Here is a 26078-nt window from a genome sequence, read left to right as displayed (position 1 = left end):
GTAGGTGAAAAGGCGACACAAATAACGCTGTATTCTAGCAGAGTGTATTGGATTAAAGCTGTGTATTAATAGGAACTTTAGCAAATACTGCCGGGAGTTTCCTGCCCGTCTGATGATGAATCATCGGTCCTGTGCAAAAGCAGGTGAACATATCGGCCCATATCGCGATATGCCGGTAGCCGGCAATAGCGTTTTTCCAGTTCAAACAGTTCGCTCATGTCACTGTTTTCACGGGCTTGTTTGCTCATATAGTCATGGAAGACGCGGATACCGGTGTGAGCTTTAACCTGAAAACCTTGGGCGTGCATTATCGAAATCAATTCATGCGGATACTGAGGGTTGGGCGGGGTCAGTTTGTGGCCCTGGCCCAGATAACTGTCCTCCAGGATGGGTTTGAGGCGCCAGCCACCGCGCAGTACATTGCCGTAGACCATCGCATTGCGATTGTAAAAAAGCAGCGAAAGGTAGCCGCCGGGTCGGACTTTCTCAGCAATCGCCCTGATTGATGTCAACGGATCGGCCAGCCATTCAATCACGGCATGGCAGAGCACGAGATCAAATTCATCCAGTTGAATCGCCAGCGATTGGGCTGACTGGTGATGAAACTTGGCCTCGCGACCGGCCCGGGCAAATTTTTCCCGGGCTTTATCCAGCATCCGGGATGACAGATCGCAGAGGGTCAGCTGATGACCGAAGCCGGCCAGCCAGAGGGCAATCTGGCCCTGACCGCAGCCGGCATCCCAGATTTTGAGCGAGGGGGGAAGGGTAAACTGATGTAGATCCTGCTGCAGCAAATCCAGGCGCCAGGAGCCTTTGACCGTGTCGTAAATCCGGGTTTCAAAGCGGTCAATCAGATCATCAAAATTACGATCCTGTTTTGCGCTCATTGCTTTCCGGCATCAGTTGATCAAGCAGCTGGTCCAGCGCCACGATCCGATCTTCGGCTTCCGGCATGTCCTCGACAAAACGCAGTTTGTCCTGGCCATCCAGCTTGAATTTTTTCGGCTGTTTCTGAATCAGGTTGATGATCGTCATCGGGTCGATATTGGGCGCCTCCTCGAAGATCATACGGCCGCCGGCATCATAGACATCGATTTTACGAATGCCGATGGCCTTGGCTTTAAAACGCAGTTCATGAATCGCGAACAGCGTTTTCACCTGTTCCGGCAGCAGGCCGAAGCGATCAATCATTTCCACTTGAAGTTCGTGCAAGGCTTCGTTATCTGATGCCGCACCAATGCGCTTGTAGAGCACAAGGCGGGTGTGTACATCAGGCAGATAGTCGGAGGGAATCAACGCCGGTACATGCAGGTCAATCTCAACAAAATGGCGGCCTTCACTGGTCAGGCTTGGTTCCTTGCCGGATTTCAGCGCCCGCACTGCCCGCTCCAGCAGCTCGTTGTAGAGGTTGAAACCGATCTCCTGCATCTGGCCGCTTTGCTCATCCCCCAGTAATTCGCCGGCCCCACGGATTTCCATGTCGTGGGTGGCGAGGGTAAAGCCGGTACCCAGATCTTCAATCGACTCAATCGCTTCCAGACGCTTGACTGCATCTTTGGTCATGACCTTTTGCGGTGGTGTGATCAGATAGGCATAGGCGCGGTGATGCGAACGTCCCACACGACCACGGATTTGATACAACTGGGCCAGACCGAGTTTGTCCGCACGGTCAATAAAGATGGTATTGGCAGTCGGAACGTCGATACCCGTCTCAATAATAGTGGTGCAGACCAGCACGTTAAAACGCTGGTGATAGAAGTCGAGCATCACCTGTTCCAGTTCACGCTCGCGCATCTGGCCATGCGCTACAGCGACTTTGGCCTCGGGTAGAATGGCTTCCACTTCGCGGGCGACGCGATCGATATCCTCGACCTTGTTGTGCAGGAAATACACCTGGCCGCCACGCTTGATTTCACGCAGCATGCCTTCCCGGATCCGTTCGCTGTCCCAGCCCATAACAAAGGTTTTAATCGCCAGCCGCCGTGCCGGTGCCGTGGCAATAATCGACAGGTCACGAATACCGGAAATTGACATGTTGAGGGTGCGTGGAATGGGGGTCGCGGTCAGCGTCAATACATCAATCTGGGCACGGTATTTCTTGAGCTGCTCTTTCTGGGTGACGCCAAAGCGATGCTCTTCATCCAGAATAAACAGGCCCAGGCGTTTGGGTTCAATATCCTGCTGCAACAGTTTGTGGGTGCCAATCACGATATCGGCCTGGCCCTCGCTGATGGCTGACTTCACCCGATCCAGTTCTTTCTTGGAGCGAAAACGCGATAGTACCTCGACCCGCACCGGCCAGTCGGCGAAACGGTCTTTGAAGTTCTCATAATGCTGCTGGGCGAGCAGGGTGGTTGGCACCAGCACCATGACCTGTTTACCTGAATGTACCGCGAGGAAAGCGGCGCGCATTGCCACTTCGGTTTTACCGAAACCGACATCACCGCAGACCAGTCTGTCCATCGGATGTTCGGACAGCATATCCTTGATCACGGCATCAATGGCATCCTGCTGGTCCGGCGTGGTTTCAAACGGGAAAGCAGCGGCAAAAGCCGCATAATCCTCGCCCGGCATCGCCATCGGGTTTTTCTTGTTGGCGGCGCGGCGGGCGTAGATATCAAGCAGTTCGGCCGCGACATCACGGGCTTTTTCAGCAGCACGCTTACGCGCTTTTTCCCACTGTCCCGTCCCCAGTTTATGGAGAGGCGCCAGCTCCGGAGCGGCCCCAGAGTAGCGGCTGATCAAGTCCAGAGAGGCGACCGGCACATAGAGCTTGTCACCCTTGGCATATTCCAGGGTCATATATTCAGCGGTGACATCACCGACATCCAGGGTCTGCAGTCCGAGGTAACGACCAACACCATGATCCTCATGGACCACGGCATCACCCACTGACAGCTCAGCGAGGTTACGGATGATGGCATCAGTGTCGCGCTTTTTGCGGCTGCGACGACGACGCTGCATGACCTGCTGCCCGAATAGCTGGGCTTCAGCAATAACGGCAATGCCGGTCTCTGGCAGAATCAGGCCCTGCTCAAGCGGCGCCACGGTCACCGCGAGTTTATCGTCACCTTCAATAAACTCGTCCCAGTTTTTCACCGGCTTCAGCTGGATATTATGCTGACGCAGCATATCCAGCAGGGTTTCGCGGCGGCCGGCGCTCTCGGCGGCAAACAGGATGCGACCGTCAAACCCCTCAATAAACTGCTCCAGTGCCTCGCAGGGTTTCTCCCTGCGTACATTCATCGTCAGCTGCGGTGGTGTCACGCTGCCGTAGTTGCTGTGTCCGGCCTTATTTTCCTGTTCAAAGCTCTGCAGGTGCAGTCGCTGATACTGCTTGAAGCGGCCAAACAGGTCTTCAACCGGTACAAATACCACCTGTGGTTCCAGCAATGGCCTTTCCACATAGACACGGTGCTGACGATAACGCTCGCTGACTTCCTGCCAGAAGCTGTCAGCACCGTGATGGGGATCGGCCACATTCACAATCAGGGTGTTTTCCGGCAGGTAATCCAGCAGTGTGCTGGTCTCCTGGAAGAACAGCGGCAGGTAATATTCAATCCCGCCGGGTAGGTTGCCCTCGCTGACTTCGCGGTAGATAAAACTGCGCTGCGGATCGCCTTCGAAATGGCGGCGGAATTGTTGACGGAACAGCTGGATGCCATCTTCGGTCATTGGGAATTCGCGAGCCGGGAGCAGACGGATTTTGTCGATGGTTTTGATTGAACGCTGGGTTTCCGGATCAAACGTCCGCAGCGTATCGATTTCATCATCGAACAGATCAATACGATAGGGCAGTCTGCTGCCCATCGGGTACAGATCGATAATCGCGCCACGCACGGCAAATTCGCCATGTTCCATGACCTGTGAGACGTTGCGGTAGCCGGCTTTCTCCAGCCGCATTCGCCATTGCTCAATGTCAAACTGATCGCCGGTTTCCAGCATCAGCGTGTTGCCCTCGAGGAAGCTGCGCGGGGCAATGCGCTGCATCAGCGTGGCAATTGGCACGAATAGAATGCCTTGCTCAAAACCCGGCAGTTGATGCAGGGTTTGCAGACGTTCGGAGACAATATCCTGATGCGGCGAGAAAGTATCGTAAGGCAAGGTTTCCCAGTCCGGGAAATGCAGAATCGTTCGTTTGTTATCGCCGAGGTAGAACTTGGCTTCGATTTCCAGCCGATGCGCGCTGGCCATATCGTCAGTGACGACCAGCAGCGGACCTTCATGCTGTTGCGCAGCTTTAGCCAGTAATAGCCCCTGCGCGCTACCATACAGCTGTCCGGCGTAGAGCGCGGTTTTATTGTTGGCAGGAAGCTTGGGGTCTAGCAGTGTGTTCTGGGATTGAGCCACGATGATCCGGTGTCGGGAAAAGCGCTTATTTTCACATAAACACCGGATTCTGTTTAGCGCTGATTTCGTGGACAGGCTCTCAATATGATGTCGGCAGTCTTGTTCGCGCTTGTCAGTAGCAGCAAATCAGGGCACATTAGTCCCTGCAATTTGTGGGGTTGATTGTAAACTGACAGAACCTTGCCGGCATTTGCTGATACCAAATAATAAACAGTCAGCAGACAAACCCCGTTGATACCCCGGCAAGGAGGCGTGAGAGAGACTATAATGAAAAGAATAGAAAATGTTGTATTGCTAAAAGTCATTGGCAGCGCGGAACTGATTGCAGCCCTGGCCATGTTCTACTTTTTCCACGAGGATGTGCCGGCGCTGATTGGTGGTGTGATTCTGCTGGGCTTGTCAGCAAACAGTTTTTTCCAGGCGCACAGATGTTATCAGCGTCAGTATTCACCCAAGAAAAATGAAGTAAAGCATTAACGATAATTTATGGCTGAAGCCAACGTATCCCACGCCCAGACGGGGTTCGATTCAGCCGCATTTCTGAAAAATCTGACCAGCCGTCCCGGTGTGTATCGCATGCTCGATGACACCGGGACAGTGATTTATGTCGGTAAAGCCAAAAATCTGAAAAAGCGGGTCTCCAGCTACTTCAGAAAAACCGGGCTTACTGCCAAGACACAGGTTATGGTGGCTCAGATTGCGGCCATTGAAACCACCGTTACTCATACCGAGAATGAGGCGCTGATCCTTGAGAATAATCTGATCAAGGAACTCATGCCGCGCTACAACATTCTGCTGCGTGATGATAAAAGCTATCCCTACCTGTTTATTTCCGGTGACCGTTTCCCCAGGCTCAGCCTGCATCGTGGCGCCAAACGCAAAGCAGGCAAATATTTCGGGCCCTATCCCAGTGCCGGTGCCGTGCGTGAGAGTCTGAACCTGTTGCAGAAACTGTTTCCGGTGCGTCAATGTGAAGACAGCTACTATCAGAACCGCTCACGTCCCTGCCTGCAATATCAGATCAAGCGTTGTACCGCACCCTGTGTCGGTCTGATCTCGGAACAGGATTATAAAAAAGATGTGGAACACACCATTATGTTCCTGGAAGGCAAAAACCAGCAGGTAATGGATGATCTGAGCAAGGAAATGGAAGCAGCTTCACAGCGGCTGGATTTCGAACAGGCGGCCGCTATCCGGGACAAGATTGTGGCACTGCGTCGGATCCAGGAACGTCAATACGTCAGTTCCGCCCAAGGCGAATTCGATGTGCTCGCCGCTATCGTCCGCGATGGCATGGCCGTGGTCGAAGTCTGCTTTATCCGTGGCGGTCGTAACCTGGGCAGTAAAAGTTTTTTCCCCAAGGGCTCAGCCGACAGCACACCGGAAGAGCTGCTGGAAGCATTCATTCCACAGTATTACCTGGGTAAAAATGTGCCCGCCGAAGTCCTGCTCAGTCATCAACCGGCCGATATGACCCTGCTGGAAGAAGTGCTGCATAGCGACTCCGGCCATAAAGTCAGCCTGCGTCTGCCCAAACGGGGCCAGGGTGTCCGCTGGATGCGGATGGCAATGACCAATGCCGATATCAGCCTGACCCACCGGCTCAGCAGTCGCTCCAACCTGCTGCAGCGGTTTGAAGCCTTGCAGGATGCGCTGGACCTGGAAGAGCTGCCCAAACGTATCGAATGTTTTGATATCAGTCACACCCGGGGGGAGAAAACGGTCGCCTCCTGCGTGGTATTCGGCCTGGAAGGTGCAATTAAAGCTGACTACCGCAAATTCAATATTGAAGGGATCACCGGTGGCGATGACTATGCCGCCATGAACCAGGCCTTGTCCCGGCGTTTTACCCGATTGCAGAAAGGCGAGGGTAAGCGACCTGATTTGTTATTAATAGATGGTGGCAAAGGTCAGATTAAAGAAGCGAAAGCAGTGTTGGCCGAACTGAATTTATCTGATCTGCCTATCCTCGGCATCGCAAAAGGCCCGGAACGTCGCCCCGGGGAAGAGACCCTGTTTCTGGTGGGGCGTGAAGGCGAGGTGACACTGTCTGCTGATTCGCCGGCCCTGCATTTGCTGCAGCAGGTTCGCGACGAGGCACACCGCTTTGCTATCACCGGTCACCGTCAGCGACGGGCCAAATCACGTAAAACCTCTACCCTGGAGCAGATTGAAGGACTGGGCCCCAAGCGTCGACAGAAGCTGTTACAACAATTCGGCGGCCTGCAGGAAGTGCAGCGGGCCGGGGTGGAAGATCTCAGCAAAGTCGATGGTATCAGTCCGTCACTGGCTCAGAAAATTTATGATGTGTTTCATGGCGCGGCATAGCACGCTGATGACACAGTCAGCAGAGCGACTGAGACAGTGCCAACTGTTTCTGCAAAAGCTTAGTGCTAAGATAAACAGGATTTAAATAACTAGTGAAAACCATGCTGAATTTGCCCAATATTCTGAGTTTGCTTCGCATCATCCTGATTCCCGTACTGGTGCTGCTGTATTTCCTGCCGTTTGAAACAGCGACCATCTGGGCAACCATCGTGTTTGTTTTCGCTGCGATTACTGACTGGCTGGATGGCTACCTCGCACGCAAATGGGAGCAGACCTCACCATTCGGCGCCTTCATCGATCCGGTTGCAGATAAATTAATCGTGGTCGTGGCACTGGTCATGATCCTGTTCAAAACCCCGGTCTGGTATGTGCTGATTCCAGTTATTCTGATTATTGCCAGAGAGCTGACCGTTTCCGCATTACGTGAGTGGATGGCCGAGCTGGGTCAACGCAATATTGTGAAAGTCTCGAAGATGGGGAAATGGAAAACTACCTTTCAGATGGTGGCCATCAGCTGCCTTATTTTCTATAAACCCTTACTGGGGTTGCCAATTTTCGAAGTCGGTGTGGTGCTGCTTTATCTGGCGGCCTGGTTGACGTTACAGTCGATGTGGAATTATTTGCGAGCAGCCTTGCCTCTGTTGCTGAATAAGGCTTGACATAAAAATTTAAGCTCCTATAATGCACCACTTCCTCAGCGGGAATAGCTCAGCTGGTAGAGCACAACCTTGCCAAGGTTGGGGTCGCGAGTTCGAATCTCGTTTCCCGCTCCAGAATTAAAAAAGCCGCGGTCAGTCCAAGTCACTACTGCGGCTTTTTAGTATTGCCCCCAGGCTGGGTGGCAGAGTGGTTATGCAGCGGACTGCAACTCCGTGTACGCCGGTTCGATTCCGACCCCAGCCTCCAATTATGACTGTTTTGCGGGAATAGCTCAGCTGGTAGAGCACAACCTTGCCAAGGTTGGGGTCGCGAGTTCGAATCTCGTTTCCCGCTCCAGAATTCCAGTCATTAACAAACCACCACATTCCGACCTGATTTACATTCCCCGGCTTCAACTTGTTGGCTGTTTGCGAGGCAACAGGGGTTGTTTGTACGCCGATTTGCCGCTGTCAACATTGCCTGTAGCGAAATCTTCGTGTTTTAATCCGCTAGATTAATCACAAGAAAAAGGCGGCTCAGCATGCGTAAAGAAACTCTCTGTGTTCACGAAGGTTATGAGACCGATCCGGTCACCAAATCCTGTGCGGTTCCCATTTATCAGACCGTGGCCTATGAGTTTGATAATGCCCAGCACGGTGCTGATCTGTTCAATCTTGATGTGCCTGGCAACATCTACAGCCGAATTATGAACCCGACCTGGGATGTGCTGGAGAAACGGGTGGCAGCATTGGAGGGCGGATTGGCAGCGCTTGCTACCTCAGCCGGCAGTGCGGCGATCAACTACGCTGTGCTGACCATCGCTGAAGCCGGCGATAACATCATCACCACGCCCCAGCTCTATGGCGGCACCTACACCTTATTCGCCCATATGCTGCCCAAGCAGGGGATTGATGTTCGTTTCGCCGAATCGGATAAGGCCGAGGATATGGCTAAACTGATTGATGGCAAAACCAAAGCTGTTTTCTGTGAATCGATTGGTAATCCGGCCGGTAATATTGTCGATATGGCGGCCATTGCCGAAATGGCCCACAAAGCCGGTGTGCCAGTGATTGTTGATAACACAGTCGCGACGCCGGCGCTGTTCAACCCGATTGAGCATGGGGCTGATATTGTGGTGCATTCCCTGACCAAGTACATGGGCGGTCATGGCACGACCCTCGGCGGTATCATCGTTGACTCGGGCCGTTTCCCCTGGACTGAGCACAAGGAGCGCTTTGCGGTGCTCAACCAGCCGGAACCGGCCTATCACGGCGTGGTTTACACCGAGCAGTTCGGAGAAGCCGCCTTTATTGCCAGGGCCCGGACAGTGCCCTTGAGAAACACGGGCTCGGCCCTGTCACCCATGAATGCTTTCCTGTTGCTGCAGGGCATTGAGACGCTTCCGCTCAGAATGGAACGGCATTGTGATAATGCCATTGCTGTCGCCCGTTACCTGTCACAGCACCCGAAAGTGGACTGGGTCAATTATGCCGGGCTGGAAGGGGATAAGCATTACCCGTTGGCACAGAAATACTTCAATGGCAGACCATCCTCGATTCTGACTTTCGGCATCAAAGGCGGTTTTGACGCCGGCGTCGAATTCTACGACGCATTGAAGCTGATCAAGCGCTTGGTCAATATCGGTGATACCAAAACCCTGGCCTGCCATCCGGCCTCAACCACCCATCGGCAGTTGGAGCCGCATGAACTGAAGTCAGCCGGTGTGACACCGGAAATGCTGCGTTTATGTATTGGTATTGAACATATTGATGACATTATTGCCGATCTTGAGCAGGCCTTTACTGCGGTGAGCTGAGCTGACTAGGCACTAAGCCACGCAGGCATGACCGGAGCGCGCTGTTTGGTTCTCCGGTCATGTTGTTTCTGGATGTTATGAGTCTGTAGCTAAGCTGTCAGAAAGTGGCGTGTAGGCGCCGCTGTAACAGGCTTGTGGCATTGCCTGTTTACATGCTTCTTTGCTGACGGTGAGAGCTTTTTATCAGACTGTTTATCGCTTCTCAACTGTTGAGCAACCGTGCTGATGCTCAGTGTGATTTTCAGCAAAGCGGTTTGCCTGTGCAGCGCGTTTATGCGTTGTTGTTAGAATTATCCTCAGGAACCACCGAGCGGCGTTATTCCATTTTGCTGAGTTCGCGCTGTCTGACTGCTGGAGATGGCAATTGTCAGAGGGATGGTTCATGAGCATACTGCTTGCATAGACAACCGCGGTGAACCTGATCAAGGTAACAGGGTCACAGTGACGTTATCGGAATGGCAATGTGAGACCAGCGAAGAGCCCAATACAAGCAAGCAATTCAACTAATCAGTCCCTGAGCTGAGTCAGTGATACATGGTTGAGTTCGCCCCAATTAAGACAGGATGTTGATGTGACAGACAACAAGATATTACAGCCCGGACGAAACTGCTGGCAGTCAGTTCATGCAGACAGGGTGGCGCTGTTAGTGGATGGTGAAAACTATTTTGGTGCCATTCACCGTGCGCTGCAAAATGCCCGACACAGTGTCTACATCCTGGCCTGGGACATTGACAGCCGGATGCGTCTGGTGAGGGGCGATGATGATGCCAACGGTTGGCCCACCGAACTGGGTGCCTTTATCAGTGCATTACTGAAACATCGACCTGACTTGAATGTATATATCCTTAACTGGGACTGGGCCATGGTCTATACCCTGGAGCGCGAGTGGCTGCCAATGTATAAACCGGTCTGGAAATCTCAGGCCAGGCTCCATTTCAAACTGGATGGTGAATGTCCCTTGGGCGCTTCTCAACATCAGAAAGTGGTTGTCATCGATGATGATATCGCCTTTTCCGGTGGTTTTGATTTGGGTAAAAACCGCTGGGACAGTTCTGAACATGCAGCCGGTGACCCACGTCGAGTGAATCCGGACAAGCAGGCTTATCCGCCTTTTCATGATGTACAGATGCTGGTCTCAGGTGATGCGGCCAGCGCACTGGCAGATCTTGCTCGCGAACGCTGGTGGCGGGCGACGGGAGAGAAACTGACGGTGCCACCATCCAGACCTGACTCCGCCTGGCCTGAAGGGGTTGAGACCTGGTTCGAGAATACCGAGGTCGGCATTGCGCGCACCCTGCCACAGTTTCAGACTAATCATGAAATCAGAGAGGTCGAACAGCTGTTCATAGACAGCATACCGGCGGCTCAAAAGCTGATTTATATTGAGAATCAGTATTTTACTTCCTGGAAAGTCGCTGATTTACTCGCTGACAGTCTCCAGCAGGAGCAAGGCCCTGATATTGTCTTGGTACTGCCACTGATGACCGGTGGCTGGCTGGAGCAGGTCACCATGGACGTTTTACGATACCGGGTAGCCTGTCGCCTGAAAGAGGCTGACACACACAAGAGGCTGCGGATCTGCTACCCACATCAAGCTGCATTGGGTGAGAGTTACATCAGCCTGCATGGCAAAATTACCATTATTGATGACAAGCTGTTGCGTATCGGTTCCGCCAATCTCAGCAATCGCTCAATGGGGCTGGATAGTGAATGCGATATGGTTATCGAAGCCCGTACGGACAAAGAGCGTGAGCAAATCAGTGCCTTCCGTGAGCGTTTGTTGACCGAGCATCTGGATATGGACAGAGAAACCCTGCGCCAGTCACTGTCTCAGTCCGGGTCGTTGATTAGTTTGATTGATGACTGTCAGGGCAAGCCACGAACATTACAGCACCTGGACTGTGAGGTTGCAGATTTCGCCAATCAGATGCTGCCTTCTTCTGCCGTGGTGGACCCTGAGCGACCGCTTGACCCGGAGCAGATGGCGCAGATGTTTATCCCGGTTGACCAGCCAAAATCAGCGCGCAGTCATTGGTGGAAGATCATCGCTGTCTTGCTTGCGGTTGTTTTGTTGACCGTATTATGGCGCTGGACCCCTTTGAGTGACTACCTTAATCCTGAAACGCTGAAAGTGACAGCCCAGGCGATCGAGGCTTATCCGCTAACGCCGCTGATCGTGATAGCGGTGTTCAGTATTGCCGGTCTTTTAGCCTTTCCGGTGACCTTGCTGATCGTCACTGTCGCACTCACCTTTGGGCCCGTCTGGGGATCGTTTTACTCTCTCGCCGGTTCACTCCTCAGCGCGATGCTGGGCTATGGGCTGGGGCATTATCTGGGACGGAACAGTGTCCAGAAACTGGCCGGCTCCAGCCTTAACAAACTGAGTCGGCGACTGGCGCATCATGGTGCGCTGGCAGTTATTACCGTGCGGATCATTCCGGTTGCCCCCTTTGCCGTGATTAATCTGGTCGCCGGTGCCTCACATATCAAAACCCGTGATTTCATTATTGGCACGGTGCTGGGCATGCTACCGGGCATTTTAGGCATTACGGTTTTTGCGGACTCCCTGATCAAAACCGTTCAGGAACCTGACCCGACTCAGATTGGCCTGTTTATTACGATAGTTTTAATTGTTTTCAGCGTGATGCTGGGACTGAAAATGCTGCTGAACCGCAAACAGGCTGAGGAGGAAAACGATACACCGTGATTCGGCTCAAACTGGCCAGCTACAACATTCATGCTGCTGTTGGCACCGACGGACATTTTGATCCTTTCCGGATCGCCGAGGTCATCCGTGAAGTGGATGCCGATATCATTGCCCTGCAGGAAGTCGAGCATCACCGCGTCAACGATCTGGACTTGCTGGACTTTTTGGCTCAGCAGACCAATATGACCGGCCTGGCTGGTCCCACAATGCTCCGTGAAACGCGCGATTACGGCAATGCCATCCTGTCACGGCTACCGATTGAGTCTCACCGCCTGATAGACCTCAGCCTGGAACCGCATGAACCGCGTGGCGCTTTACAGGTTCAGTACCATTATCAAGGCAGGCATATCCTGGTTTACGCCACGCACCTTGGCCTGAAACCGGTAGAACGTCGCCATCAGGTCAAAAGTATTCTTGCCGAGTTTGAGCAACAGCAAGCCGATGCCACGGTACTGATGGGCGACCTGAATGAGTGGTTTTTGTGGGGCCGGCCATTGCGTTGGCTGCAGCGTTATTTTGATACCACACCGGCCTGCAGAAGCTTTCCTTCGGCCTGGCCGATCCTCACTCTGGACCGAATCTGGGTTCAGCCCCGCCAGCATCTGTTAACGGTGGCTGCGCACCGTTCAAAGCTGGCAAAAATAGCCTCTGATCATCTGCCAGTTACTGCCTTGGTTGCGTTTGACTGAGTTGGAGCCTGACCCTCACTCTGGTAAGGTGAATATAAGGTTCCTGCTTAAACGTTAGCTGGAGCATCACCTGACGCTGTATGACAGCAAGCCACATCAATTTAAGGATGCAGCCCAATGTCCAGACTCGCCCGACAGGCATTCTGCAGTATGTTCTTGCCAATGATTGTCCTCATTGCTGTCATGCCCGAAGTCCGGGCGGCTTCAGAGGATGAAGTCGCCAGACTGGAAGCGAGAATCAAGCAGCTGGAAGCAGAGCTTAATCAGACTAAACAAGCGCTGCAAAAGACAAAACAGCAGAAATCAGAAACTGAAAATAAACTCGCCGAAGCCGAAAAAAATATTGCCGAGGCCGCTGAAGACAGAAAAGCGCGTCTGGCCGAAGCTGAGCAGGCTATTGAAGTACAGCCGGCAGAAATCCGGTTTGGCCCGTTACGGGTTGGTGGTGCGATGCGCGCCAACTATGCCATTGGCGACTATCCGGAAACAGATGGCGCTTCCCGCTCATTTGATGATGGCGGCAATTTCAATCTGGATACGTTCCGCGTCAACCTTGATTACGCCGATGGTCCCTATATCGGCAAGGTGGAGTATCGCTGGTACAACGGCTACAACTTTCTTCACACTGGCTGGCTGGGTTATCAGTTCGATGACAAGCGACAACTTCAGGTCGGTGTGAACCGTGTTCCTTTCGGCCCCGGCCCCTATGGGGTGTCACAAAGTTGGTTTTTCGATCAGCATTATTATCTGGGCCTTGCTGATGATATGGACCTGGGGGCGAAATATCACCATGAAGCTGGTAACTGGAAGTGGGATTTTGCCTTTTATCTGGCTGATGAAGGTAATTACATTGGTTCCTCTCACGATAGTGCCCGTTATTCTTACGATGTCGTCAATGAGAGTGATGAAGGCTACGAAGAGCGCAATCAGTTCAATATCCGGGGCATTTATCAGTTTTCAGCCAGTGACATAAAGACTGATCTCGGTGTCTCGCTGCAATACGGCGAATTGGCGAGTCGTGGCGCACAGGACGATGGTGACCGCTATGCTGCTTCCCTGCATATGGTGAATCAGTGGGGACAGTTCAAACTGGCAAGTCAGGTGACTTACTACCGTTTTGATGTGGATGCCAGTCAGCCGCTGGGCACGGACAAGCTGGTGCAGATGGGCGCTTATGACTTCCCCAGCACTGCAGCTGCTGAAGCCTGGATCCCCGCTGTTTCACTCAGCTATACCCTGGAAACCAGTCAGATTGCCTGGCTGGATTATGTCATCCCTTACGTAGAGTACAGCAGCGTGATTAAACAGGAGAGTCGTTTTAATGACAGTGAACTGGCAACTGTGGGTGCTGCCTGGGGTAAGGACAACTGGTACATCTATACCGACCTGAGTGCCTCCAACGGTAATGAGTTCATTGGCGGTGATGCCGCGTTTGGTGACAGGCTGGGCGCGAACCAGGATGACGATTGGCAAACCCGATTTAATATCAATTTCGGTTATTACTTCTGAACACAATAATAAAAGCAGCAAAGTGAGCACGTTATGAGCGAAGCAAAACAGCACAACACCGATCCGGCAAGTAAGGTCGAAATCAATCCCCCGGTATTTTTTGGCTCGGCGATTCTGATCCTCGCCCTGGTTATATTTGCTGCCACTTTCTCCGATTTTGCTGCAGGGTTATTTGCCGATGTTCAGAGCTGGATTGTTGAGTCTTTCGGCTGGTTCTATCTCCTGGCTGTGGGCGTTTTTTTGATTTTCAGTCTTGGCCTCGCTATCAGTTCTTATGGTGCAATTAAACTGGGGCCCGATCACTCTGAACCGGATTACGGTTACACCTCATGGTTCGCGATGCTGTTCAGTGCCGGGATGGGTATTGGTCTGCTGTTTTACGGTGTCGCTGAACCCATCATGCATTATGCCAGCCCGCCGGTGGGAGAGGCTGAGACCGTTGAAGCCGCACGGCATGCCATGTCTATCACTTTTTTCCACTGGGGGCTGCACGCCTGGGCAATATATGCGGTGGTGGGCCTGTCCCTTGCCTACTTTGGTTTCAGACATAATTTACCCTTAACTATTCGTTCCGCGCTGTATCCGCTGATTGGTGAACGTATCTATGGTCCTATCGGCCATATTGTGGATATTTTTGCAGTCCTTGGAACCATGTTCGGCATCGCTACCTCTCTGGGGCTGGGTGTGCTGCAGATCAATGCCGGGCTCAATTATCTATTTGATCTGCCGGTGTCAGTGCCACTCCAGATCGGACTCATCACCTTGATCACCTTGTTGGCCACAGTTTCCGTGGTTGCCGGTCTCGATGCGGGGATCAAACGCCTGTCTGTGCTTAATCTGGGTCTGGCAGTGCTGTTGCTGCTATTTGTGCTGCTGGCAGGGCCAACATTGTTTCTGATGCAGTCACTGGTTCAAAACACTGGCCAGTATTTGAGTGAAGTCGTCGACATGACTTTTAATCTCTATGCCTACGAACCCAATAGCTGGATTGGTGGCTGGACCCTGTTTTACTGGGGCTGGTGGATTGCCTGGTCACCATTTGTCGGTATGTTTATCGCCCGGGTGTCCCGAGGCCGGACCATCCGTGAGTTTGTGCTGGGGGTACTGTTTGTGCCGGTGGGCTTTACCTTCATGTGGATGACCTTCTTCGGTGGCACGGCACTTCATATGGAACTTGGCGAGTTGACCGGCGTTATTGCCGGCGCAGTCGCTGATAATGTGCCCATTGCGATTTTCACCATGTTCGAGCAAATGCCGCTCAGCATGATCTCATCGGGTGTTGCCACGTTGCTGGTGGTGACTTTCTTCGTGACTTCTTCGGACTCCGGGTCACTGGTGATTGATACCATCACCTCAGGCGGGCATCCCAAACCACCGGTATGGCAACGCATCTTCTGGGCCGTGACTGAGGGGCTGGTGGCTTCAGTGCTACTCCTGGCCGGTGGGCTGGCGGCACTTCAAACTGCGGCGATTGCAGGGGCTTTGCCGTTTGTGATGGTCATGCTGGTGATCTGTTACGGCTTATACAAGGGGTTGAGAATGGAAGGCATTAAACGTCAGGTATTGGGCGTACCCCAGACCCCGGTCAGTACCGGGCGCCGCGTGAGTTGGAAACAACGGTTGAGAAATCTCAGCAGTCATCCCAATAAGTCCGAAATATCGCGTTTTTTACAGCAGACAATCAAGCCGTCACTGTCCGCGGTGGCGGACGAAATCCGACAGGGTGGTGTCAGCGTCGAAATCAATGATAGAGAAGATTATATTGAGCTGAAGGTTATCTATGATGGTGAAGATGACTTTATTTATGGCGTTCATGCGGTTGGACATTTGATACCGAGTTTTGCTTTCCCGGAGTTTGACCCCATTACCGATGAGAGCAAACGCTACTTCCGTGCCGAGGTCTATCTTGCTGAGGGTAGTCAGCATTATGATTTGTATGGATACAATCAAGAGCAGGTCATTGATGACGTGCTGATTCAGTACGAGAAGCATATGCACTTTTTGCATATTGTCAGCGAGAGTTAAATTGGTGTCACCGGTGTCATGTGCCGCGTCCGGTATCAACAGTAATGAGAGATTCGGTTCTTGATGAACAGGCTTGAACTCAATCACTCTGTCCCGCTCTGGCGAGAGACTGTGAGTCGGGTTTAGAAACTATTTTTAAATCATGCTATTGTCGCATCCATCACCAGGAGGAGAGACATTCATGCGACTGACATCAAACGCCATCATGCTCATTGCCGGCCTGTTCAGCACAGCTGTACTGGCCGGGAGTGCTGATTTATCCAGCCTACCCTGTGGCAGCCAGGCTATTAAGCTTGGAATGAGCCCACAACAGATCAAGTCAACCTGCGGTCAGGCCTGGGAGCCTTCCTATATCAGTAAACACAAAAGACCGGCGCTGGGTGACGAAGAAGGTCATGATCTTTTTGAAAAGTGGATGTACAGCACCACTAACAGTAAAGCCACCCATGTTATTTTCAAAAATGGTGAGGTCGTGCGAATCTTTACTGTGCGCTAATTGACGGTCACCATTTTTCATCTTGGATTAAGTCATCAGTTATACACTGTCGTTGATTCTTGAATCCCGGCAGAACTGATATGAAGAAAATCTTTAACGCACTTACCGGTATCACTTGTTTATTGATCCTCGTGGCTTTGCCCGGCCAGAGCCTGCAAGCAGACGATGATTCTGATTACGCACGCATGCTGAAACAGCGTGGTGATATTCTGCCCCTTGAGCAGGTGATAGAGTCTGCGATGGCGGTTAAATCCGGACAAATTCTGGAAACAGAGCTTGATGAAGAAGATGGCCGTTATATATACGAACTCGAAATCCTTGATGACCGTGGTCAGGTGTGGGAGTTGGAACTTGATGCCAGCACAGCGGAACTGATTGAACTGGAAAGCGAGGATTAGTTCATGCGGCTGCTTTTGGTTGAGGATGACCCTGTTCTGGGGCCGAAGTTACAGGACGCCCTGAACCGTGCTGGTTATGCCACCGATCTATCGGTTGACGGAGTTGATGCTGAGGCAATGGGTGACATCGAACCTTATGACCTCATTGTGCTGGATTTGGGGCTGCCGGGGATGCCCGGGCTTGATGTGCTCAGCAACTGGCGAGAGCGTGACAACCTGACGCCGGTGATCATACTGACCGCCCGAGACGCGTGGGAGGATAAAGTCGCGGGCTTTAAGGCCGGTGCAGATGACTATCTTGCCAAACCTTTTCAAATTGAAGAGTTGCTGGTTCGAATCAACGCCGTTCTGCGCCGTTATGCCGGCCTGAAACCTGGCTCGCTGACTTATGGCGACTTATCACTGGATGAGTCGGGACAGCGTGTCAAACTCAGCAATGGAGAGACTTACAGCCTAACCGGCACCGAGTTCAAGCTACTACGATATTTCATGCTTAACCCGGGTAAACTTTTGTCCAAAACCACGCTGACGGAACATGTCTATCAACTTGACAGTGATAAAGACAGTAATGTGATTGAAGTCTATATCAACCGGCTACGGCAGAAGCTTGGGCAGGAGTTCATTCAGACACGACGGGGACAAGGTTATATTTTCGGCCGGGAAGCTCAATGACCTCAATTCGCAGCCGACTGGCCATCGGCTTGACGCTGGTGCTGGCATTATTACTGGTTGGGCAATGGTTATGGTTGACCCTGACCATCGACCGACTGATTGAGAAACAGGTTATCTCCCGGCTACAGGAAGAGACAGAGAGCCTGCTGGCCAACTTGACTGTGGCAACTGACGGACAATTAATGCTTGATAGCCAAAGGCTGAGCAGTAATTACAGACGCACTTTCTCCGGTCTCTACTACACTGTTGAGTCTGAAAACCAGCAACTCTTCTCACGTTCATTATGGGACTCAAACCTGGACACGGATGATGTCGCCGTAGGGCAGCGCCGTGTCCATTACCAGACTGGCCCGCAGGATCAGCCGCTGCTGGCAGTATCGGCCACTTACCAGAAACAGGATAAATTGCTGACCATCACGGTCGCGGAAGATATTGCCTGGATGTTGGAAGACAAACGGCATTTCCAGTTTGTCTTCACGCTACTCTCTGCAACGGGTTTTGTGCTGCTGCTGTTATTCCAGGCCGGTTTGATCCGACAAGCGCTGCAACCGCTGAGTAAAGCACGGCGTCAGCTTGAAAAGCTGGGGCAGGGTGAGATTGAGCGCATTGATGAAAACGCACCCGATGAAATCAGACCTTTACTGGTCGAACTCAACCGGCTGATGCAGAGCATGGTGGTCAAAACGCGTCGGTCCAGGCAGGCGCTGGGTAACCTGGCACATCGACTTAAAACACAGCTTACTCTGATTAATCAGATTGCCGAGTCGGCTCCTTCAGTCGAAGCGGCGTTGCGTGCTGATATCTATCAGCAGACAGGCGAAGTCAGGCAAATTATCGACAGAGAATTGAAAAGGGCGCGTATCGCCGGTGTCACTCTACCTGGGAAAGGCGTTGATCTGGCCGAGCTGGTTTCTCAACTTATTGAAACCCTGCAGAGAATTTATCGTGATAAAGCGCTGAATATAAACTGGCAGCTTGCTGAAAAAGTCCGTTTTGATGGTGATCGTGAAGACCTGCTGGAGTTACTTGGCAATCTACTTGATAATGCCTGCAAGTGGTGCCACCAGGCGGTAGCGCTCAACATCAGTATGGTAGACGACAGACTGTGTCTTGTGGTTGAGGATGATGGACCCGGCTGTGATGATGATATTCTCTCATCGCTGAGTCAGCGGGGGTTTCGTGCCGATGAATCCAAGCCCGGCAGTGGACTTGGCCTTGCCATTGTTCAGGATATCGTGGAAAGTTACTCAGGCAGCCTTTCATTCCAGCGTTCTGAGCAATGGGGAGGTCTGCAGGTGACGGTGCACCTGCAGACGTGACTGCAGATTAGAACCAGTCTTTTTCAATTTTACGGACTTCGCCGGTCTTGGCATCAATGTAAACTTCCCATTCGTTGCCATCAACGTCGACGATTTCAAATTCATAGTCCCAACCTTTGCTGAAATCTCGATCTTCCAGATCGGCATCTTCAATCACACCGGGTTTGGCTTCCAGTGCTTTGGTTTTTGCTTCTTCCAGCGAGATCAAACCCAGGCCTTCAGACAGCGTTTTCATCTCACGCATATCATCATCGGCCTGAACCGATGCCGACAAAGACAATACAGTTAAAACACTGCTTAAAGTAATGGCGCTCATTAATTTCATGTTCAGTCTCCTTTGTTGGTGAACGATTCCCATACTAGGGGGGTGGACTTAAATCAAGCTGAAGCCTAAATTAACTGAACCTGAATCTGATTTAATTTCAGGTATTGAAAGTAATTAGGAGGCTAACTATAATTTGAATTATGCTGGAGCTTAAAGACTTACCGGATGCGCATATCCTCAAGAAGTTTGCTGATCGCTACCCCGATGCCGATATCGACAGGGTGATTCAGTTTCTGACGTTTCTGCGCGTTGCCACCGATTTATCCAACGGCCTGGATCGTTATCTTGGCGCACACGCTCTATTGCAGGGGCGCTGGTGGGTGCTGGTGTTATTGATGCGCGAGGATGATGGCAGCTCCAGTCCCTCCAAGCTTGCAGAGAAAGCCGGGGTCAGTCGCGCCACCATGACAGGGTTGATTGATGGTCTTCAGCGCGACAAGCTGGTTACCCGCATGGTGTCGCCCAAGGATCGGCGACAGACATTGGTCAAATTGACCACTAAAGGCCAGGCAAAACTCGATGAAGTCATGCCTGAGTACTATCGCCGGGTCAGGCAACTGATGACCGCACTCAGTGATGAGGAGGGGACCATGCTGATGCAGATTTTAATGAAGCTGAATCAGCAGGCTCAGGTATTCGACTGAGTCTAATTTTAACGTAATAATTAGCTTCCTAATTAAATAAAGGAGAAACAATAATGAAACAGTTGTTAATGGCCTTAACGGCTTTTACCTTAAGTGGCGCCGTACTCGCTGAGAGCCCGGAAAATATTGTCAAGCAAGCCAATCAACAATGGAATCAGGCATTGAATCAGGGCAAGCTGAATAAGCTTGTGGCCCTGTATGGCGAAGAGGCGACGGTTTCACCCGGCAATGGCCAGCTGCTTGAAGGTCATGAGGCAATCAGCAATTTGTTCTCAGGGTTTATTAAAAACGGCGTGCATAACCATCAGATAGAAACAGTGGATATTATTGCGGCCGACAAGCAAATCACGCAGGTTGGGTACTGGCAGGCTGATGGCGTTGATGCTGAGCAACAACCGGTAAGCTTTGGTGGTGTGCTGGTGACTGTGCTGGTGCAGAACGATGCCGGTGAATGGCAACTGCAGTCCCACGTCTGGAACGCCACGCCCTGATTAATATCAATCCAGTTCACAAGGATGTGACTGCCGTTAATGGCGTGATCTTTTTTACGTCACCAACTGGTGCATCGATGTTTTATTTTGGTGCGCAAATAAGTATTTGTCGCACCAATTAAGGGCCCTCTGGAATAGCCATAATCAATAATTTCAACACCTTATAAATTGGCATGGTGATTGCGATATTGATGACTAGTTAATACCGGAGAGATCCATGAAAGAGAAATTAGTGCTGATCGGTAATGGCATGGCTGGGATGCGAACGTTGGAGGAGTTGCTCAAGCTCGCCCCTGAGAAATATGACATTACCGTGTTCGGCGAAGAACCCTACGGTAACTACAACCGTATTATGCTGTCGCCGGTGCTGGCAGGTGAGAAGACCATTAACGAGATCATGATTAATGATCTGCAATGGTACCAAGATAACAATATCACGCTGCATTCAGGTAAAAAAGTGACCCGGATTGATCGCGTTAAACGCGAGGTCATCGCTGACGATGGCACAGCCGAACCATACGACCGTCTGTTGCTGGCGACCGGTTCACGTCCCTTCATGCTGCCCCTTCCCGGTGCAGATTTGCCTGGCGTTATCAGTTTCCGCGATATCAAAGACGTCGACACCATGCTGGAAACGGCTAAGACCCATAAAAAAGCAGTCGTGATTGGTGGTGGACTGCTGGGGTTGGAGGCGGCTAATGGTCTGATGCTGCAGGGTATGGATGTCACTGTGGTTCATATCAGCGAAACGCTGATGAACCAGCAACTGGACAGCGCGGCTTCGGATTTGATGCTGGAGGAATTGAAAGGCAAAGGTCTTAACTTCCTGATGAATCACGCCACCGAGTCCATCAGCGGTGATACGCGGGTGGAGAAAGTCCATTTCAAGGACGGCAGTGAAATAGATGCCGATCTGGTGGTGATGGCAGTGGGTATCCGGCCAAATGTTGAATTGGCCCAATCCGCGGGGATTCACTGCGAGCGCGGTATTGTGGTGGATGACACCATGCAGACGTTCGACCCGACCATTTACGCGGTGGGTGAATGTGTGCAGCACCGCAGTCAGACATTTGGCCTGGTGGCGCCCCTGTTTGAGCAGGCGAAAGTCTGCGCCAATCATCTGGCCCAGATGGGGATTGCCCGATACATCAGCACCGTGACGTCTACCAAGCTTAAAGTGACCGGTATCGATCTGTTCTCAGCCGGTGATTTCAACGGTGATGAGGATACCGAAGATCTGGTGTTCAAGGATGCCGCACGGCATGTTTACAAGAAACTTGTCATTAAAGACGATCGCCTGATCGGCGTCGTGCTCTATGGTGATACCGTCGATGGCACCTGGTATTTCCAATTAATGAAAGACGGCACCGATGTCTCGGACATCCGCGAAAATATGTTGTTTGGCCAGCACCATATCGGTGATTCCGGACATGGCGCTGCCAACTCTACCGATAATCTGCCGGATGATGCTGAAATCTGCGGCTGTAACGGGGTCTGTAAAGGGGATATCACCAAAGCGATTTCACAGCACAATCTTTACACCCTGGACGAAGTCAAAGCGCACACCAAAGCGTCGGCTTCCTGTGGGTCCTGCGCCGGGCTGGTAGAACAGATCCTGGCCTCGTCTCTGGGTAGTGACTTTAACGATACGCCAAGCAAAAAAGCCATGTGTGGCTGTACCGACATGTCGCATGATGAGGTCAAAACCGCGATTAAAGAACAGGAACTGAAAAATATTCCTCAGCTGATTGAAGCACTGGAATGGAAAAATCCTGATGGTTGTCATTCCTGCCGGCCGGCACTGAACTATTACATGCTGAGTAGCTGGCCTAACGAGTACGCAGATGATCCACAATCACGCTTCATCAATGAGCGGGTCCACGCCAATATTCAGAAAGACGGCACTTATTCCGTTGTGCCGCGGATCTGGGGCGGGGTGACCAACCCGAGAGAGCTGCGTGCGATCGCCGATATCTCCGAGAAATATTCCGTTCCCACCGTCAAAATCACTGGTGGTCAGCGTATCGACCTGCTGGGTGTGAAAAAAGATGATCTGCCCAAAATGTGGGCGGATTTAAGCGATGCCGGTTTTGTCTCCGGGCATGCGTATGGTAAATCGCTGCGGACCGTTAAAACCTGTGTCGGCAGTGAGTGGTGCCGCTTTGGTACCCAGGACTCGACTGGTCTCGGTATCAAGGTCGAGAAAATGACCTGGGGCAGCTGGACGCCGCATAAATTCAAGATTGCCGTGTCCGGTTGTCCGCGTAACTGTGCCGAAGCCACCATTAAGGATATCGGTGTGGTCTGTGTCGACTCCGGTTATGAACTACATGTCGGCGGTAACGGCGGTATCAAGGTCCGGGCTACTGATTTCCTGTGCAAAGTTGCTACTGAAGAAGAAGCGATGGAGTATATCGCGGCTTATATGCAGCTCTACCGTGAAGAAGGCCATTACCTGGAACGCACCGCACCGTGGATTGAGCGTGTCGGTTTGAAACACGTACAGGCGCTGGTGGTGGAAGATGAAACCAACCGCAAACGTCTGGCCCAGCGTTTCTATGAATCACAGGAAAATGCACAGACAGATCCGTGGGCTGAGCACGCTGCCAAGCACAAAGAAAACTATATCCCCATTAAACAAGTAAGCTAGAGGTAAGCATGAACTGGACCGAAGTTGGCCCGCTGGCCGATATTCCCAATAAAGGATCACGGGTGTTGGTGACGAAGGATGGCGATGTGGCTGTCTTCAGAACCGCAGGCGATGAAGTGTTTGCCCTCTACGATCAATGCCCGCATAAGGCCGGCCCGCTATCACAGGGGATCGTCTATGATAAACGGGTCGCCTGTCCGCTCCATAACTGGGTCATCGATATGGAAAGTGGTGAAGCAACCGGGCCTGATGAAGGCTGTACACGCACATTTGAGACCAAAATCGAAAATGGCGTGGTCTATATTTCGCTATAAAAGAGTCATCTGTTTTGGGTAAAGAACACACTATTCAGACTACCTGTCCTTATTGCGGCGTCGGTTGCGGTGTCCTGGCGACACCGCAACCGGACGGCACTGTCAGTATTGAGGGCGATCCGCGTCATCCGGCTAATCTCGGTCGACTCTGCTCTAAAGGCTCAGCGCTGGGGGAAACCGTCGATCTGAACAACCGTTTGCTTTATCCCCAAGTCGCCGGTAAACGTGTTTCCTGGGATGAGGCGCTCAACACCGTCAGCAGGAAATTCAAAAGTATCATTGATAAACACGGCCCCAGTGCGATCGGCTTTTACGTGTCCGGTCAGATCCTGACCGAAGATTATTACACTGCCAATAAGCTGATGAAGGGCTTTATCGGTAGTGCCAACATTGATACCAACTCACGTCTGTGTATGTCGTCGGCGGTGGCCGGCTACAAGCGTGCATTCGGTAGTGACTCGGTGCCCTGTAGCTATGAAGATCTGGAACAGGCGGATTTGCTGGTGATGGCCGGTTCCAATCTGGCCTGGTGTCATCCGGTGATTTATCAGCGCATCAACCAGGTCAAGCAACAGCGGCCCGATCTGAAGATTGTGGTGATCGATCCTCGAAAGACATCGACCTGCGACATTGCCGATCTGCATCTGTCTCTGAGACCTGGGAGTGATGCGACCTTATTTAATGGCTTGCTCAATTTTCTCAAGCAGGAAGACTACCTGGATCTGGATTTTCTGGAGCAGCATACCGAAGGTTTCTCGGCTGCGATTAAAGTGGCCAAGGAGAGCGCCGGCAACATTCCGCAGGTTTCTTCAATTACCGAACTCCCCGAAGAGGATATTGTTAAGTTCTATCAGTTGTTTGCCTCAACCGAGAAGGTCGTCACGCTGTATTCTCAAGGCATTAACCAATCCACCTCCGGTACCGATAAAACCAACAGCATCATTAACTGCCACCTCGCTACCGGCCGGGTGGGCAAACCGGCGATGGGTCCGTTTTCCTTTACCGGCCAACCCAATGCAATGGGCGGCCGTGAAGTCGGCGGTCTGAGTAATCAACTGGCGGCACATATGGAGATAACCAACCCGGAGCATCATGACCGCGTGTCCCGTTTCTGGGAAACCGATCGACTCGCTACCGAAAACGGGGCCAAAGCCATCGATATGTTCAAAGATGTGGCCGATGGCAAAATCAAAGCTGTCTGGATTATGGCGACCAATCCGGTGGTGAGTCTGCCTGAAGCAGACAGTGTTAAAGCGGCACTCGAAAAATGCGAACTGGTGGTGGTGTCAGAATGTGAGAGTAATACCGACACCACGGAACTGGCCGATATTCTGCTGCCCGCAGCGGCCTGGGGTGAAAAAGACGGCACCGTGACTAACTCGGAACGACGTATCAGTCATCAGCGGGCTTTCCTGCCACTACCGGGAGAGGCGAAGCCGGATTGGTGGATGATGACTCAGGTGGCGCGACGGATGGGGTTTGAAAAAGCTTTTCCGTTTGAAAAGCCGGTTGATGTGTTCCGTGAACATGCGCGATTGTCGGCATTTGAGAATGCGGGCAGTCGTGACTTTGATCTGAGTGGCCTTGCCGATATCACGGATGAGGCTTATGAGAACCTGGCGCCAATCCAGTGGCCAGTCACTGCAGAAGCACCCAGCGGCACGGCGAGACTGTTTACTGATCGTCTTTTCTTTACCCCTTCCGGCAAAGCACGCATGGTGCCGATTGAACCTAAACTGCCCCAGAACCGGACTTCGGACGACTATCCGCTGGTGCTGAATACAGGGCGGATTCGTGACCAGTGGCACACCATGACCCGTACCGGGCGTGCGGTGCGACTGAATGCCCATATTCCTGAGCCGATGGTGCAGATTCACCCTGTGGATGCACAGAATTGGGACCTGGTCGATGGCGCACTGGCCGAAGTCAGCAGCCAGTGGGGCAAAATGATTGTGCGGGTCGTGTTCACTGATGAACAACGACCGGGCAGTGTATTTGTGCCGATTCACTGGAGTAATCAGTATGCGTCGATGGCGCGTGTCGATGCGCTGGTCGCGGCGGTGTATGACCCTATCTCAGGACAGCCTGAATCCAAACATACCCCGGTCAGAATCCGACCTTATCAACCTAATTGGCATGGCTTCATCTTATCGCGTAAGCCCATTACGGTGAAAGATGCCAATTACTGGGTCAAAGTTCGGGGCGCCCAGTTCTGGCGTTATGAAATTGCCGGTGAAAAAGAGATCACGCAGCCCGCTTCCTGGGCGCAGCAGCACTTGGGCACACAAGGCGAATGGTTAGACTTTATCGACAAAAAAGCGGGCCGTTATCGTGCCGGCAAGATTGTCGGTAATCAACTGGAAGGGGTGGTATTTATTGCGCCCAGCCATGACCTGCCGGCCCGTTCCTGGCTATCACAGCTATTTAGCTCAACCAGCCTGTCAGATGCCGAGCGCTACAGTTTGCTGGTTGGACAGCCCGGTCAGGGCCAGAAAGACTGTGGTGCGATTGTCTGCTCCTGTTTCGGTGTTGGAGAGAACACGCTGAAAGACGCCATCAGCAGCGGGCACGTCAAGAATGTGGATGATATTGGCAGCAAGCTTAATGCTGGAACCAATTGTGGCTCCTGTGTTCCTGAGTTGAAGAAACTGCTCGGCCACTGACGTACTCTCACAATACCTGCAGTCACGGGACGTCTTCCAGATG

20 protein-coding genes and 3 tRNA genes are annotated in these 26078 nt (G+C 52.2%); 20 read left to right on the top strand and 3 right to left on the bottom strand.

The annotated features are described in order from the left end of the window. Positions 1 to 77 precede the first annotated feature (77 nt). Together OMQ46_RS09695 and mfd are read right to left on the bottom strand one after the other, a co-directional pair. Positions 78 to 887, bottom strand: coding sequence for a methyltransferase domain-containing protein (locus OMQ46_RS09695; protein ID WP_266236575.1), 810 nt, complete (start codon positions 885 to 887; stop codon positions 78 to 80). Next, positions 865 to 4350 carry a transcription-repair coupling factor gene (gene mfd / locus OMQ46_RS09690; RefSeq protein ID WP_266236574.1) on the bottom strand — a complete coding sequence of 1162 codons (3486 nt, stop codon included), beginning with the start codon at positions 4348 to 4350 and terminating at the stop codon, positions 865 to 867. Before mfd ends, OMQ46_RS09695 begins: the two co-directional genes overlap by 23 nt. 267 nt (positions 4351 to 4617) lie before the next feature. Between mfd and OMQ46_RS09685 the strand changes: the two genes are divergently transcribed. The 15 genes from OMQ46_RS09685 (at position 4618) to OMQ46_RS09615 (ending at position 18948) form a co-directional block, all read left to right on the top strand. Beyond that, positions 4618 to 4827, top strand: coding sequence for a hypothetical protein (locus OMQ46_RS09685; protein ID WP_266236572.1), 210 nt, complete (start codon positions 4618 to 4620; stop codon positions 4825 to 4827). Between the two features lie 9 nt (positions 4828 to 4836). Continuing rightward, the gene (gene uvrC, locus OMQ46_RS09680; protein WP_266236571.1) at positions 4837 to 6678 is read left to right on the top strand and encodes an excinuclease ABC subunit UvrC; all 1842 of its coding nucleotides are present in this window, start codon (positions 4837 to 4839) and stop codon (positions 6676 to 6678) included. Between the two features lie 101 nt (positions 6679 to 6779). Continuing rightward, complete coding sequence (gene pgsA, locus OMQ46_RS09675) at positions 6780 to 7337, top strand: CDP-diacylglycerol--glycerol-3-phosphate 3-phosphatidyltransferase (RefSeq protein ID WP_266237040.1); 558 nt, start codon at positions 6780 to 6782, stop codon at positions 7335 to 7337. Between the two features lie 38 nt (positions 7338 to 7375). Further along, positions 7376 to 7451 (top strand) — tRNA-Gly (locus tag OMQ46_RS09670). 59 nt (positions 7452 to 7510) lie between these two features. Continuing rightward, a tRNA-Cys gene (locus OMQ46_RS09665) sits at positions 7511 to 7584 on the top strand. Positions 7585 to 7598: 14 nt separating this feature from the next. Then, positions 7599 to 7674 (top strand) — tRNA-Gly (locus OMQ46_RS09660). Positions 7675 to 7858: 184 nt separating this feature from the next. After that, the gene (locus tag OMQ46_RS09655) at positions 7859 to 9133 is read left to right on the top strand and encodes an O-acetylhomoserine aminocarboxypropyltransferase/cysteine synthase family protein (RefSeq protein WP_266236570.1); all 1275 of its coding nucleotides are present in this window, start codon (positions 7859 to 7861) and stop codon (positions 9131 to 9133) included. A 571-nt stretch (positions 9134 to 9704) separates the two neighbouring features. After that, positions 9705 to 11840 carry a VTT domain-containing protein gene (locus OMQ46_RS09650; RefSeq protein WP_266236569.1) on the top strand — a complete coding sequence of 712 codons (2136 nt, stop codon included), beginning with the start codon at positions 9705 to 9707 and terminating at the stop codon, positions 11838 to 11840. Then, positions 11837 to 12529: an endonuclease/exonuclease/phosphatase family protein gene (locus tag OMQ46_RS09645; protein ID WP_266236567.1), complete on the top strand. Its 693-nt coding sequence runs from the start codon at positions 11837 to 11839 to the stop codon at positions 12527 to 12529. Before OMQ46_RS09650 ends, OMQ46_RS09645 begins: the two co-directional genes overlap by 4 nt. Positions 12530 to 12646: 117 nt before the next feature. Further along, positions 12647 to 14038, top strand: a complete 1392-nt coding sequence (locus OMQ46_RS09640; RefSeq protein WP_266236565.1) for a hypothetical protein — start codon at positions 12647 to 12649, stop codon at positions 14036 to 14038. Between the two features lie 33 nt (positions 14039 to 14071). After that, on the top strand, positions 14072 to 16063 hold the full coding sequence (locus OMQ46_RS09635; RefSeq protein ID WP_266236564.1) for a BCCT family transporter: 1992 nt from the start codon (positions 14072 to 14074) through the stop codon (positions 16061 to 16063). Between the two features lie 181 nt (positions 16064 to 16244). Next, positions 16245 to 16559, top strand: a complete 315-nt coding sequence (locus tag OMQ46_RS09630) for a DUF2845 domain-containing protein (RefSeq protein WP_266236562.1) — start codon at positions 16245 to 16247, stop codon at positions 16557 to 16559. Positions 16560 to 16639: 80 nt separating this feature from the next. After that, positions 16640 to 16957 carry a PepSY domain-containing protein gene (locus OMQ46_RS09625; RefSeq protein WP_266236561.1) on the top strand — a complete coding sequence of 106 codons (318 nt, stop codon included), beginning with the start codon at positions 16640 to 16642 and terminating at the stop codon, positions 16955 to 16957. 3 nt (positions 16958 to 16960) lie between these two features. After that, positions 16961 to 17629: a response regulator transcription factor gene (locus OMQ46_RS09620; protein WP_266236560.1), complete on the top strand. Its 669-nt coding sequence runs from the start codon at positions 16961 to 16963 to the stop codon at positions 17627 to 17629. Continuing rightward, a complete protein-coding gene (locus tag OMQ46_RS09615; protein ID WP_266236559.1) occupies positions 17626 to 18948 on the top strand; it encodes an ATP-binding protein in 1323 nt (440 codons plus the stop codon). Before OMQ46_RS09620 ends, OMQ46_RS09615 begins: the two co-directional genes overlap by 4 nt. A 7-nt stretch (positions 18949 to 18955) precedes the next feature. On the opposite strand, the gene OMQ46_RS09610 is transcribed toward OMQ46_RS09615, so the two are convergent. Then, the gene (locus tag OMQ46_RS09610; protein WP_266236558.1) at positions 18956 to 19273 is read right to left on the bottom strand and encodes a PepSY domain-containing protein; all 318 of its coding nucleotides are present in this window, start codon (positions 19271 to 19273) and stop codon (positions 18956 to 18958) included. A gap of 140 nt (positions 19274 to 19413) precedes the next feature. On the opposite strand from OMQ46_RS09610, the gene OMQ46_RS09605 reads away from it, so the two are divergent. The 5 genes from OMQ46_RS09605 (at position 19414) to OMQ46_RS09585 (ending at position 26035) form a co-directional block, all read left to right on the top strand. Next, positions 19414 to 19917: a MarR family winged helix-turn-helix transcriptional regulator gene (locus tag OMQ46_RS09605; RefSeq protein ID WP_266236557.1), complete on the top strand. Its 504-nt coding sequence runs from the start codon at positions 19414 to 19416 to the stop codon at positions 19915 to 19917. A 53-nt stretch (positions 19918 to 19970) separates the two neighbouring features. After that, positions 19971 to 20408 (top strand): YybH family protein, encoded by a 438-nt coding sequence (locus OMQ46_RS09600; RefSeq protein ID WP_266236556.1) that lies wholly within the window; start codon positions 19971 to 19973, stop codon positions 20406 to 20408. A 217-nt stretch (positions 20409 to 20625) separates the two neighbouring features. Next, positions 20626 to 23058 (top strand): nitrite reductase large subunit NirB, encoded by a 2433-nt coding sequence (nirB, locus tag OMQ46_RS09595; RefSeq protein ID WP_266236555.1) that lies wholly within the window; start codon positions 20626 to 20628, stop codon positions 23056 to 23058. An 8-nt stretch (positions 23059 to 23066) separates the two neighbouring features. After that, a complete protein-coding gene (gene nirD / locus OMQ46_RS09590; protein ID WP_266236554.1) occupies positions 23067 to 23372 on the top strand; it encodes a nitrite reductase small subunit NirD in 306 nt (101 codons plus the stop codon). A 14-nt stretch (positions 23373 to 23386) separates the two neighbouring features. Further along, positions 23387 to 26035: a nitrate reductase gene (locus tag OMQ46_RS09585; protein WP_266236553.1), complete on the top strand. Its 2649-nt coding sequence runs from the start codon at positions 23387 to 23389 to the stop codon at positions 26033 to 26035. Positions 26036 to 26078: the final 43 nt, after the last annotated feature.

The sequence above is a fragment of the Methylophaga sp. OBS1 genome (assembly GCF_026319365.1).
Note: the sequence above shows the minus strand (reverse complement) of the source record. Positions and strands in the feature narration are given on the sequence as shown.